Source organism: Rhodococcus qingshengii JCM 15477 (assembly GCF_023221595.1).
GTDB lineage: Bacteria > Actinomycetota > Actinomycetes > Mycobacteriales > Mycobacteriaceae > Rhodococcus_F > Rhodococcus_F qingshengii.
Genome location: NZ_CP096563.1, coordinates 3,434,957 through 3,447,653 on the forward strand (window position 1 = coordinate 3,434,957; position 12,697 = coordinate 3,447,653).

14 protein-coding genes and 1 riboswitch are annotated in these 12,697 nt (G+C 61.8%); of the genes, 9 read left to right on the forward strand and 5 right to left on the reverse strand.

Annotation, left to right across the window (positions count from 1 at the left end):
- The first annotated feature begins 59 nt into the window (after positions 1-59).
- From M0639_RS15720 to M0639_RS15750, 7 genes are all read left to right on the forward strand, one after another.
- Positions 60-866, forward strand: coding sequence for a bifunctional DNA primase/polymerase (locus M0639_RS15720; protein WP_197486170.1), 807 nt, complete (start codon positions 60-62; stop codon positions 864-866).
- Positions 863-2,362, forward strand: a complete 1,500-nt coding sequence (locus M0639_RS15725) for a DNA primase family protein (protein WP_064074462.1) — start codon at positions 863-865, stop codon at positions 2,360-2,362. The genes M0639_RS15720 and M0639_RS15725 overlap by 4 nt, the downstream gene beginning before the upstream one ends.
- Before the next feature lie 496 nt (positions 2,363-2,858).
- On the forward strand, positions 2,859-3,524 hold the full coding sequence (locus M0639_RS15730; RefSeq protein ID WP_064074461.1) for a hypothetical protein: 666 nt from the start codon (positions 2,859-2,861) through the stop codon (positions 3,522-3,524).
- A gap of 119 nt (positions 3,525-3,643) precedes the next feature.
- Entirely contained in the window at positions 3,644-3,832 is a 189-nt protein-coding gene (locus M0639_RS15735; protein WP_041815016.1) for a hypothetical protein, read from the forward strand.
- Entirely contained in the window at positions 3,829-4,233 is a 405-nt protein-coding gene (locus M0639_RS15740; protein ID WP_064074460.1) for a helix-turn-helix domain-containing protein, read from the forward strand. Before M0639_RS15735 ends, M0639_RS15740 begins: the two co-directional genes overlap by 4 nt.
- A 20-nt stretch (positions 4,234-4,253) precedes the next feature.
- The gene (locus M0639_RS15745; RefSeq protein ID WP_156525033.1) at positions 4,254-4,775 is read left to right on the forward strand and encodes a hypothetical protein; all 522 of its coding nucleotides are present in this window, start codon (positions 4,254-4,256) and stop codon (positions 4,773-4,775) included.
- An 11-nt stretch (positions 4,776-4,786) separates the two neighbouring features.
- Positions 4,787-5,569, forward strand: coding sequence for a hypothetical protein (locus M0639_RS15750; RefSeq protein ID WP_064074458.1), 783 nt, complete (start codon positions 4,787-4,789; stop codon positions 5,567-5,569).
- Positions 5,570-6,013: 444 nt separating this feature from the next.
- On the opposite strand, the gene M0639_RS35195 is transcribed toward M0639_RS15750, so the two are convergent.
- Together M0639_RS35195 and M0639_RS15755 are read right to left on the reverse strand one after the other, a co-directional pair.
- Entirely contained in the window at positions 6,014-6,370 is a 357-nt protein-coding gene (locus M0639_RS35195; RefSeq protein WP_082893185.1) for a type II toxin-antitoxin system PemK/MazF family toxin, read from the reverse strand.
- A 291-nt stretch (positions 6,371-6,661) separates the two neighbouring features.
- A complete protein-coding gene (locus M0639_RS15755) occupies positions 6,662-7,417 on the reverse strand; it encodes a hypothetical protein (RefSeq protein WP_020907919.1) in 756 nt (251 codons plus the stop codon).
- 397 nt (positions 7,418-7,814) lie between these two features.
- Between M0639_RS15755 and M0639_RS15760 the strand changes: the two genes are divergently transcribed.
- On the forward strand, positions 7,815-8,447 hold the full coding sequence (locus M0639_RS15760; protein WP_007728715.1) for an AMIN-like domain-containing (lipo)protein: 633 nt from the start codon (positions 7,815-7,817) through the stop codon (positions 8,445-8,447).
- Between the two features lie 111 nt (positions 8,448-8,558).
- Here the strand turns inward: M0639_RS15760 and M0639_RS15765 are convergent, their stop codons facing one another.
- Positions 8,559-9,530, reverse strand: coding sequence for a bifunctional 5,10-methylenetetrahydrofolate dehydrogenase/5,10-methenyltetrahydrofolate cyclohydrolase (locus M0639_RS15765; RefSeq protein ID WP_064074457.1), 972 nt, complete (start codon positions 9,528-9,530; stop codon positions 8,559-8,561).
- A 22-nt stretch (positions 9,531-9,552) separates the two neighbouring features.
- A riboswitch (ZMP/ZTP riboswitch) is annotated at positions 9,553-9,633 on the reverse strand.
- Positions 9,634-9,807: 174 nt separating this feature from the next.
- Between M0639_RS15765 and M0639_RS15770 the strand changes: the two genes are divergently transcribed.
- A complete protein-coding gene (locus M0639_RS15770; RefSeq protein ID WP_042923025.1) occupies positions 9,808-10,311 on the forward strand; it encodes an SRPBCC domain-containing protein in 504 nt (167 codons plus the stop codon).
- Between the two features lie 33 nt (positions 10,312-10,344).
- Here the strand turns inward: M0639_RS15770 and M0639_RS15775 are convergent, their stop codons facing one another.
- Both M0639_RS15775 and pyk read right to left on the reverse strand, forming a co-directional pair.
- Positions 10,345-11,226, reverse strand: coding sequence for an acyl-CoA thioesterase (locus tag M0639_RS15775; RefSeq protein ID WP_003944096.1), 882 nt, complete (start codon positions 11,224-11,226; stop codon positions 10,345-10,347).
- Complete coding sequence (pyk, locus tag M0639_RS15780) at positions 11,227-12,645, reverse strand: pyruvate kinase (RefSeq protein ID WP_003944038.1); 1,419 nt, start codon at positions 12,643-12,645, stop codon at positions 11,227-11,229. It lies immediately after the preceding gene.
- Positions 12,646-12,697 lie beyond the last annotated feature (52 nt).

Genomic DNA, 12,697 nt, shown 5'->3' on the forward strand with positions numbered 1-12,697 from the left:
CACGCTGAACACGACACCCAAGCGTAACACGCGCTCCTCAGAACAAATGAGGAGTAATAGTGAAATCCGCAGCACGACAATCCAAATCAACACCCGGCTCCACAGCGCCCCCTGCTGGCCCGTTCGCCCAGCATGCGCCCGCGCTCGCCGCTGACGGCTGGGCAGTCTTCCCGCTCGTTCCCCGAGATAAGACCCCCTATGCAGGGTCGCACGGACACCTCGACGCGACTACCGACCAGGTGCAGATCGAGCGGTGGACCCGCATTCACGCGAACGGGAACATCGGTATTCGTCCGGCCGTGGGAATGCTCGTCGTAGATATCGACTCCGCTGCTCTCCTCGCGCCCTGGATGAACGAGCACGGCCTCTCGTTGCCTCCGACCCGTGTGGTCCGCACCAATCGCGGAAGCCATTACTACTACACGTTCTCCTCGGAGCGTCCTCTACTGGCCACGATTCCGGGCGTAGACCTCAAGACCTCGAAGGGGTTCGTCTTGGCTCCAGGGTCCGTCCACAAATCCGGCCGCATCTACCGCGTGTGGCGAGACCTCCCCATTACCGAACTTCCGGCCGAGTGGCTCGAGCACATTCAGCGCCCGGAGCCGAAGCCGCGCCCTCCCGTGGTCACGAGATCAGGAGGAGCTCCCGTGGGAACACCTGGGCTCCGACTCGTCCGACTGCTCGGCGTCAAAGCCGAGGGCGAACGAAGGGGGTTCCTGATGTACGCCATCGGCGAGGCGTACCGCGTCTATGGCGGCTCTGCGGAACTGATCGAACGCCTATGTAACACAGCAATATCAATTGGGTTGTCTCCCACGGAGGTTGACGCGGCTCGCCAGTACATCGAAGAACAGGAAACCTCGTGAAACTGTCCGACACGCTTCTAGAACTCGTCAACGGCGAATTCCCCCAGTCCCTCGCGGACTCAAACGGGCGGCTGCTGCTGGACGACTCACCGCTCTCTGCTTACCTCGCTGGCCGGATGCGTGACCAATTCCGGCACGCTCCCGGTATCGGATGGATGCGGTACTCCGGGAAGGTCTGGAAACCAGTACACGACGACCGGGTGACGAAGGAGGTTCAGCGGCACTTCACGGACATGTTCGCGGAGGAAGCGCCAACGGCCGACGGCGACCGGAGGAAACGCCTCGCGACACTGCTTGCGGCCCACAAGATTCGAGCGGTCAAAAGCCTGTTGCGTGGATTGGTCAAGGAAGACGCCGAGCACTTCGACTCGCGGGAACACGCCCACCTGCTCAACTGCAAGAACGGGGTGGTAGATCTGCGCACGGGCGAGCTACTCCCCCACGACCCGAACCTATTGTTCACCAAGATCACCGCGTGCGACTACGTCCCAGGGAAGCGCCACAAGGATTGGGACTCCGCACTGCATGCTTTGCCCGACGCCGAGACTGCGGACTGGGTGCAAGCAAAGCTAGGGCAGGCCATCACCGGCGAGGCACCCTCGGACGACGTGATGCCGCTCCTGCAGGGTGGTGGACAGAACGGAAAATCGACCATCCTCGGATGCCGCTACGCCCTCGGCTCGTACGCGCAGATCGTCCCGGACAAGCTCCTGATCTCGCGGCCGTCTGATCACCCGACGGAGCTAATGACCCTGCGCGGGTTGCGCTTCGCAATCTTGGAGGAACTCCCGGAGGGTACGTTCTCCGTCCGGCGACTTAAGGCCATCCTCGGCACCTCGCAGATCACCGCACGCGGGATCGGACGGGACAACGTCACCTGGGACGCGACCCACACCCTAGTAATCTCTACGAACCACAAACCGAGGATCTACGAGACCGACCACGGCACCTGGCGACGACTCGCCCTCGTGGTGTTCCCCTGGCGCTACCGCGCAACCCACGATGCTCTCGAGCGCGAGACCGACCGTGTAGGCGTGGACGGTCTGCGCCGCAGCATCGAGGACGGGAAGGAACAGCGGGAAGCGTGCCTCTCCTGGCTCGTAGAAGGGGCGATGCGGTGCTATGCGGGCGGTGACCATCAGCGAATCCCCGCGCCCTCGCCGAGGGTCGTAGCTGACACGAAGGCGTGGCGAGGGCAAGTCGATCTACTGGCGCTGTTCGCGGAAGAGCACCTCGAATTCGACCCGAACGCGTGTGTCCTGTCGCGGGAACTCTACGACGAGTTCACCCGATGGCTTTCCGCTGGAGGCCACACCAGTTGGTCAGACCAGACGTTCACGGAGAAGCTCCTGGACCACGACCTGGCCGAGAAACACGCCATACGACGAGAACGAAAGAGACTCGGGCAGTCTCAGCTGTCCCGACCCCACATCGCACGCAACGCGGCCGATCCGAAAGGTCCACAACGCCTGACTGTCGGGGTTCGGTTCCAATGACGCGGCGCGCTATCCCGGTAAATGCGTTCTGGGACTATGGAACTGGAGTGCTGGTACGCCAGCATGGGGCGATAGAACGTCGAGCGTGACGGGGTGTGACGGGGTTCTCGGGTCGTTCTCTGGAATCCGTCTCATGAAAAACCGGCTGAGAACTACGGCACACCCCGGCACACCCCCGGTCGGAGGACCTGTCGTCATTGGGGGAATTCCCACTGACCGCGTACTTACGACGAACTCTCGAAAGCCAAAGCGGAGGCGTTCCCACGCCGCACGGGCACCGAAACCCTCGGAACGCCCGCGAGGCCAAGGGAAGCCAAACGAGACCCACCGACGCCCCCTTCGGGGGGAGCGCCTCCGCTTTTGGCTCGCCTGGGGGACGTTCCGACCTGGCCGTTTCGCGGGGAACGCCCCCTGGCCTTCTGACCTTCTGGCCTCGCACACAGCACCCAAGCGGAGGCGTCCAACCCCGCCGCCCTCGAACCCAAGGAGATCTCAAATGACGCGGAACCTGCAGTACAACGAACTGATCGAAGTTGTCAGCGCCTGGTGGGACTCCCGAGTAGTCCAAGACACCCAAGGTTCGCTCTCGACTGCCGAGGCCCTCGGCGACCTCGCCCAATGGTGCAACAACCTCGGGTACGAGACACCGCTCGAGCTTCATTCGAAACAGATCATCTCGCAGAACCACGCCGGGAAAACCACTGACCTGCGCTCCCGCACGCAGCGGGGTTGGCGCGGGTTCTCGATCCCGAACCTGGAGGACACCAACTGGAAAGCAGCGTGGGCCGCAGTCCCGACTGAAGAAGTGCCGAAACGCCCACGAGGGGTACTCGGGTTGGCGGTCCGAGTTCGCCGCCTATGGCTCCAAGGTCGCCTCGGGTTCATCCCCTGTTCGGAGATCCGTCCGACCCGCCAACTCCTCGCGCTGACGAACGCCAGCGCCGCAGACCTTCTGTTGGCGGCCGAGCTCATCAACAAGAATCTCGACCTCGTCCTGTCGGCTGACGTGCGGGATCGCGAGGTAACCGCGCATTGGGCGAAAGTCGAACTCCGAGAATCGCAACGCGAGTTGAACCGTCGCGTTCAGGCTCGCCAACGCCGCGACATGTTCCCACCGACCCACACGGAAATCGAATCCGAAGCGGCTTCTTTCGCCGTCTGAACCCTCGTGGGGGTCGGAATGCCCACCAACCCCCGCGAACGTCTCCCGGTAGACGCGAGACACCAGAACACCACCCCGAGAGCGGTTCGGCCAACAACCAACGACCGAACGGAAAACCCGTGAAGATCAACGTAAATATCGACACCGCCCTCTCTGACGACGACGTTCTCGACCTGATCGACGAAACCCGTTGCGCAGGCATCGGACCGCAAGCGCAGGTGGCGTCCCGAATGGCAGTCGCGCAGGCGCTACTCGGACTCACTCAGGAAGTGCGAGCACTCCGCGAAGAAATCGCCGCCAAGCGATGACCCCGGCCGCATTCATCACAGGCGTGGTCGCGCTCGACCCCAGAGCTGCCGCCCTCGTCGCGAAGGCCATCCGAACCGGAAACGAGCAGCTCCGCGCCCACGGCGCACCAGGGTTCACCCGCGACGTACTAGCCGCAGGCGTAGCACTCGAGAAAGCCAGCCGAGCAGGTGCGAACGCCATAAACACCAGTGCCGCAACAACACCCAATGATGGACTGGTCCAGGACGCCGAGCGGCTGACAACCGAGCAGGCCGCAAACCTTCTCGGGGTCACTCCAAACGCCGTGCGGGACTTGGCACGCCGAGGTCGCCTCGACGGCCACAAGATCGGCCAGAACTGGACCTTCGACCCCTGGCAGATCGAGGCCCGCAAACGACACCAACGACAAGGCAACTCATGACGACCAAGAAGAAACCCCCAATGACATCGAAGGAGCGGACACGAGTCCTCGCCGCTGCCGCCGAAAAACGCGCATTGAAGCGGCAGTATCCGGGCTTCTACGCCACGCGAGACGCGACTGTGAAAGCGGCCGTAGCCACAGGCCGAATCCTCGCAGCTCGAGTCGGTTACTGGAACGACCAATACGACCTCAACCCAGTAGAGACCACCGAACGACTGCGGGCGTTGCAGCCCGTGCTGCTGGCCTCGAACAACCCGACCTCCACTGAGGACCGCGTGTGGCACGAGCGCCACCTCGCCGCAGGCGGGAAACAACCCGAAGCCGACCTCGGATGGTTCGACACGGCAGACCTCACCGCCTCGGCCGCACCTCTCACCACGGGCACCAGCAACACCACCCACCTCGCCAGCGCCGCCAGCGCCGACGACCTCGGATGGTTCGACGCCGCCGACCTCGAAGCCGACATCGCCGCATCGGCACCGGCCGAAACCCCAACCACCAACAACACCGCCTCGTCTGACGACGACGGCTGGTTCTCCTGAGGAGCTAGAACATGGTTGCAAACATCAATGACGTCCAACGCCTCCGCGACACCGTTCAGGCACTCGGGGCCGAACTGCCCCAGTCGCTATCCAAGACCGCCGAGCTTGCATCGGCTATCGCCAGTAGATCGGAGGTTTCAAGCGCACCGAATCTCGAAGGGCTTCTGAGCGATCCTGATCTGACGGCCGCTGAAATCGAAGGTTTCATTTCGGACGTGGGCATGGCCAGCGCCCGCGAGTACCACTCGTCGCGCCCACGGGAAATCGCCGTCCATACCCTCATCCAGCAATTCACCGCAGACCTGCGCGGAGCCGGGGGCGACGCCCTGATGGACACCCTTCGACCCAAATTCGAGGAAGCAGCCGGCGCCTTCGCCGAGGCGGGCCGGCGGCTGGATGGCGGGGCATCGGCCGAGTCCATCCTCGCCAGCGGCGAACCCGAGCAGATCGAGGCGTGGCGCGCCCTGCCACAGGCGCAGGCAAAGGCCGATTCGATTCGTGGTCTAGTGCGCTTGATGGTTGTGCACTTCGGGGTTGTGAGGACTACCGAGTACACCGAGGACCACGCGCAGGCCGCGTTCTTCTCGGCCTCGTCTGCTCAGTTGATTCAGGCGGGGCACGCATTCGGGGGTACACACCACGGCCTACGGGGTGGAGTGTGGGCCAAGGTGCCGTTGCGAGTGCTCAACACGGTCACCGAAGCGCGAGCGATCATGGCGGATGCAGAGTCCGGACCGTTGGAACCTGCCCGCAAACCCACCGAGCGAGAGCTCGATAGTTTGCCGCACCGCTAGACGGTCCGAGGGGGCCCGGTCCGATATACCCCGTCACAAATGTCGAAGTACCTGGGGGCCAACTCCTCCGAGGTCAATTGGCTGTTTCTCCCTCCGACATTCTGCAGGGCTCTCGTCCCCGGTCGTGGGGGTTCTCGACCTACTCGCGGGGGTATTCCGAGGCCCCCACGGACTCGGAATCGCTCCGAGGCCAAGCGAGACCCCAGAACGAGCCTGTCGGAACCAATTCCACAGCGGGCGTCAACGTCACCGGCCTGATACTCCAATTCGCATCAGGAACCGGAATCGAAGGCAGGTTAGGGCAAGCCATTCTCCCCCACTGATCCGGCCTGCGTCCATCGCTTCGCGTGCAGCAACCCGCCGCGACCAGAGAACCCCTACCCGCTGGCTAAGAGCCGAGTGGGTGGGGGTTCTCTGCTATCCAGGAACTCTTCACCAAGTCTGTCAGGAGAAAAGCGCCGATACTTCAGTCAAGACTTGAGCCATCACAGACTCGTTTACTTCGCCGAGAGAACCCTTCGCCTGGTCGAACGCTGCCGGGCTGGCACCCCATATTCTGCGTGCACGAACGTAACTCCCATGAGATAACCCGAATTTGCGCCAGTTCAGTAGTGCGACATCACCAAATTTGGCTTGCCCACCATCTCCAAACGATGTGATTGGCGCAACCAGCACAACGGCGTCGTCACGAGAAGTGTGAGCAGAGAACCCAATCACTAGGACAGGTCTCAACTTCGATTCGTCCGGATCATCGTTGTAGGGCACCCGCGCAAGCCAAATCTGGCCGCGCTGAACTATCACCGTCTACCTATCGCGGGGTTCTGTTACCTCAATCGTCCCAACGGTTGGCCATGTCGCGATCAATACCATCCGAAAGCGCAGCATCGCCACTGCCGTACTCCGGCATCACGGAGTACGTTTCACTCCGTCGAGCACCGCGCATGTAACCGAGCCGAGCACCCGCGATGGCTGAGACGACGCCACTCGCGCTCACTCCGCGCGAATTCGTCCGTGGGGAACGCACAGCAACCCAGCTTGAGTCGTCGGAATCGGTTGCTTCCGACTTCGTGCCCTCATGTACTTTGACGGAACTCACTGGTCTACTCCCATTTCCTTCACAAACTCCCCGGCAAGCGATTCTGACACGTCCCGCGCCAGGTCATCAGTGAAACCCATCACTTCTGCGACCGACTCCGCGTCGACCACGTCGCCACCGAATTTTCGGCTTATTACTACGTCACTCAGGATGCTAACTCCTGGAACATCGTCGTGGACGAGGTTCGCAACACCCGCGTGGTTGTCCAGACCGCCTTGAGGCTTCTCTATGCGGCCGATTCGCGGGTGTCGCAAGCGAAATAACAGCTCGTCAGCTTCAACTATTCCCCACTCTACCTGAGCTTTTACCTCTTCAGCATCCAGGTCGAGGAGCGCAGATCCATCAGTCGCACGGAACACCCCACCTACTGGACGACGGGTACCCATCTTGACTCCAAACCGCGCGCACGCCTCGTGGTAGTCGACATCACAGAGGTCAACGGTCCCCATCGAGAACGATCGCGAGAGGACGACGTCCTTCGGTTCAAGCACTTCGAAGACACCAGACACGGCCGGTAGGAGGTGTGAAATCGCTGCCCCCGCTAGCCCGGACTCAAGTCTCATACCCGATCTCGTCACGGTAATCCGCAAGTCTTCAGACAACAGCGCAATCCCGACCATGTCGCGCTTCTCAGTGAACGCTACTGGGTCGAGGTTCTGTTCGAACCACTCAAGAAGCGACAGGTGACGCCGTGTGTAGGTAAGGATCGGCGTCCATGCGAAAACGTGGGTGGACGTCCACCGGTGATACATCGTTCCAGCCTACATAGCCCAGCTTTCCGGCGTTCATCCCCCTAGTCCTCGATCACTCAAACCGGGGGGCAACTCCGCCCAGCCTGGATCGACTCACTCCCCGCCGCTCCTGCACACTGATCTGAGCTAAGGAATAGACGCCCCCTGCCCAGCACCGATCAGGGGGCATTCCATGGACACGGTTTGGACACATTCCGCCCTCAGTGAGCATCAAGTCGTGTCACTAGATAATTGGTAAATTTGCAGGCGGCAGCCGGTACGGCTTCATCGCCGCTGGACCCTCGGTGGCCGATTTTTATTTCGAGTCTCACCGAGGGCACCACCTGCCGCAGCTGGCCGCACCGCAAGGTTTCGGCATTCGGCTGTACCCCAGATCGACCGCCGTTAGATTCGATCCATGAACGGTCACCGGCTGATTGCTCTGCTCGGAGCCATATCGATTCTCGCGCTGCTCACCGGGTGTCAAACAGACGGCCAATCCAATACTGCCGGCGAATCCAGCACTGCCGGCGAATCTTCCACCCAGGCCGCGCTCGATGCTGCAACACAGACCGGCACCCTTCAGGTCGGCTCTCCCCCTGTCGATGCCCCATCCACCGAGATCTCCATGCCTCCCCCGTTCCCGAACGACACGGAGGTCCCTTCACCGACTCCGCGCGTCGATGTGACCGAGATCGACGTGATCGATCACGATGGTTTCACCCGCATCACCTATCGCTTCGACGGAAGCGGATCTGTGTTCTGGAAAACCGAATACGTCAGTGAAGCAATCCGAGCGGGTGACAGCACAGTCGTGGACGTCGGAAGTCGATCGATACTTCAAGTCGACCTGATGGGAGTCCAATCGGATTCGTCGCTCAACTCCGTATCTCACGAGGGCGAAAACATCACGCGCATAGACAGTGCAGCCAGGAACAGTGCGATCCTGCAGTCGTTTGTCGGCACGGTCGACATCCGTCCGGCATACACCGTATCGACATCCGATTCACCGTCCCAGTTGACGATCGACATCCCCAAGGCAGACAGCTGACTGTCGAATACCCAATTGCGCGCTCAGCTCAGCCATTCCAGCGCAGCGGTGCTCGACGCGGTAATTCGGTTATCGCGGGGCGGATGAATACTCCGTCTCGAAACCGAGGTCTCACAATCGATCCGAGGCGATTGCGGGGTCCGGTTCAACACGACTGTCATGATTCTCACTGCATGCCCGAACGTCCGCTGCTCGAACTGCTGCTGCCAGTGTTTGTTCCAGCAGGACTGCCACCGTCATGGGGCCGACGCCACCCGGCACTGGTGTGATCGCACCGGCATGTGGGAGCGCAGCGGCGTACTCCACATCTCCGACGTTGCCCTCGTTGTACCCCGCATCGATCACCACTGCCCCAGGCTTGATCCACGCCCCTTTGATCAGTTCCGGAACACCGACGGCCGCGATGACGACGTCTGCCGAGGCGACGTGGGCGGCCAGGTCGACGGTGCGCGAATGGCAGTATGTCACCGTTGCGCCTCGACGCAGGAGGAGCATTCCCATCGGCAATCCGAGTATCGGGCTTCGGCCGACCACGACAGCATGCTTTCCGGAGAGTTCGACGCCTGTGGCGTCGAGCAGGCGCAGGATGCCACTCGGCGTACACGATTCGAATCCCCCACCGGTCAACGCCATTGCCGCAAAAGATGCCGAAGTGACGCCGTCAACGTCTTTGTCGGCCGAGATGGCATCGAACGCGGCCCGTTCGTCGATGTGGTCTGGCACCGGGTGTTGCAGCAGTATGCCGTCGATCGAAGGGTCCGCCGACAACGCTCTCAGCACGTCGACCAGTTCTTCGGTGGTTGTACTCACCGGGAGTTCGACCGTCCGCGACGTCATTCCGACGGCGACAGATCGTTTGGCCTTCATCTGTACATACGCCTTCGAGGCCGGGTCCGCTCCCACGATGACGGCGGCCAGGCAAGGAACGTGCCCCGCCTCATCACGAAACTGCCTGGTGCGCACTGACAGGTCCGCTAGCGCAGCATCCGCAATTGCGCGTCCGTCGATTATTCGAGCGGCCACATTCTGGCTGGGCAGATTTTCGGTAGACAGATTTTCGGTGGGCCGATTCTCGATAGACATGGATCCCCTTCACACAAGATGTGTGAAGCACCCAGGCGGTCGATGCCTCGCGATGTGCACTCCCCGGTGGTAATTCCCACCCGCGCCAGTCGTGCGTGGTCAGCGTACCGCGCGTTTGTCTCACTGCCACGAAACGCATCCGGAACGCCGCTCTCAAAACGAGACAAATCGACATAACCTATCAATAGGTAACGATCTGACCTGCAGTTATTCCATCCTAAGCGTTTAGATGGCACGATGGGGGCAACCGCACGGGCACCAAGCATTGGAGGCACCGATGGACAACGGCAAGATAAACCTGACCTATGACGGTCGGGTGTCACTGAGCTTCCAACTGGCGATTCCGCACGCACCGGACAAGGTCTGGAAAGTGATAACGGAACGCGAGTACCTCGACGCCTGGTTTCCGGCGGACGTCGATTTCGATCTCACTCCCGGCGCGGATCTACTGTTCAAGGTGACACCGGAACAAGTCGAGCGTTTCGGACTGCCCGCAGATCACGTGACGCGCGGGACGGTCATCAGCGTCCACCCACACCGAATTCTCGAATTCCTCTGGGACGCAGACACTCTTCATTGGGAACTGGCACCGGACGGCACCGGCGGCTGTTGGCTGACTCTCACCCACACGATGGAGGACGAGGAATCCGCGTACGCGCACGCCGCCGGCTGGCACGCGGGCTTGGAAGTTGTTGCGGCCCAACTCGATGGACGCGAAGTCGACTGGTCTCCGTGGGACCGCGCCGACGAACTCTCACCGCAATATCGCAAGTCTGCTTGATTCTGGGCCCGAGTTCAGTCTCGGGCCCGCATCTCATTCCCCTTTACGCGGGAAATGCCTGATCATTCCTTCTTGGACCACCGTCGCCAACAACAGACCTTCCACCGAGAAGTACCGTCCCGTTGCCAGACCGCGCGAACCTGCGGCGACCGGCGATTCGGTGGCGTACAGAACCCAGTCGGTGAACCGGAACGGGCGATGGAACCAGATCGAATGATTGACCGTCGCCGCGACGATACGATCATGACCCCAGGACAAACCATGAGTGGTCAGAATCGAATCGAGCACGGTGGTGTCGGACGAATATGCCAGCGTCGCAGCGTGAATGAGCGAATCGTCCGGCAGATCACCGTCGGGGCGCATCCACACCCGATTGTGGTTGAGTTTCTCGCCGGTGCCCTTGAGGATCCACGCCGGATCGTTGGCGTACCGCATGTCGATCGGCTTGAGCGCCGCACTGAAATGCGGCAGTTTTTCCTCGTACCCCACCAGATGATCGCCGATGGGAGGCAACGACTCCGGAAGTGGAACATCCGGGATCTCGACAGCATGGTCGAGCCCCTTGCCGGAGTCCTGGAACGCCGCGAGCATCACGAACAATTCGTTCTCACCCTGATAGGCAGTCACCTGACGGTTGGCGAACGCCCGCCCGTCGCGATGACGATCCACCCGATACTCAATGGGCGCCTTGACATCTCCGCCGCGAATGAAATGGGCATTCACCGCATGGATGGGGCGATCACCGTCGACGGTCCGCCCGGCGGCCATCAGTGCCTGAGACACCAACTGACCGCCGAACGTCCGCGAACCTACCTGTTTCGGGTGGTATCCACGGAACGCGTCTTCACCGATCTGCTCCAGATCCAACAGACCGAGGAGAGTACCGAGGTCGGTGGACGCGTTCGCGTGGGTCACTCAGTGGTCCTCTTCGCCGATACGGTGGACGTGAATGAGGTTGGTGGAACCGACAGTTCCCGGAGGGGATCCGGCAACGATGACCACGAGGTCGCCCTTGACGTACCGCCCGAGGGAGAGCAACGCACTGTCCACCTGACGCACCATCTCGTCGGTGGTGGCCACCGCATCGACCAGGAACGTCTCGGTTCCCCACGTCAGCGTCAGCTGACTGCGCACCGCGGGCAGCGGTGTGAAGGCGAGCAACGGCAGCGGCGTGTGCAGACGAGCCAGTCGACGCACCGTGTCACCGGACTGAGTGAACGCAACCAAAGCCTTGGCGTCGAGACGTTCGCCGATGTCGCGTGCTGCGTACGAGATGACACCGCGCTTGGTGCGCGGGACGTGGGTCAACGGTGGGACACGGGTCGATTCGTTCTCGACGGCCTCGACGATGCGAGCCATGGTGCGAACGGTTTCCATGACGTACTTGCCCACCGAAGTCTCGCCCGAGAGCATGACTGCGTCGGCGCCGTCGAGAACGGCGTTGGCGACATCGGATGCCTCTGCGCGAGTGGGACGTGAGTTCTCGATCATCGACTCGAGCATCTGCGTCGCGACGATGACCGGCTTCGCGTTCTCACGAGCAATCTGGATTGCGCGCTTCTGAACGAGCGGGACCTGCTCGAGCGGCAACTCGACACCGAGGTCACCGCGGGCGACCATGACGGCGTCGAACGCGAGCACGATGGCTTCGAGATTGTCGATGGCCTCGGGCTTCTCGAGCTTCGCGATGACGGGAACGCGGCGCCCGACTCGATCCATGATGGCGTGAACCAATTCGACGTCCGCCGGTGAGCGAACGAAGGAGAGTGCAATGAAGTCGACACCCAGCTTGAGAGCGAACTCGAGGTCGGCGATGTCCTTGCCCGACAGGGCTGGAACGGAGACGTTCATACCGGGCAGTGAGAGGCCCTTGTTGTTGCTGACCGGACCGCCTTCGGTGACCCGACAGACGACGTCGTTGCCGTCGATGGACGTGACGACCAGGCCGACCTTTCCGTCGTCGACCAGCAGTCGATCGCCGGCCTTGGCGTCGCGCGCCAATTCCTTGTACGTGGTCCCGACGCGATCGTGCGTTCCCTCGACGTCGTCGACGGTGATACGAACCTCTTCACCGTTGGCCCAGGTGGTCCGCTCGTCCTTGAATCGGCCGAGGCGAATCTTGGGCCCCTGAAGGTCGGCGAGAACACCGACGGCCTTTCCGGTGGCGTCCGACGCGGCGCGGACGCGAATGTAGTTTTCTTCGTGATCGGCATGCTCGCCGTGGCTGAAGTTGAGGCGCGCCACGTCCATGCCGCTCTCCACGAGCTCACGGATGCGGTCGCCAGAAGCTGTCGCAGGTCCAAGTGTGCATACAATTTTTGTCCGTCGGTTCACGGCTCGAGCCTAGTCGCTACCCCACCGCACTTCTATCCGGCATTTGCGACCT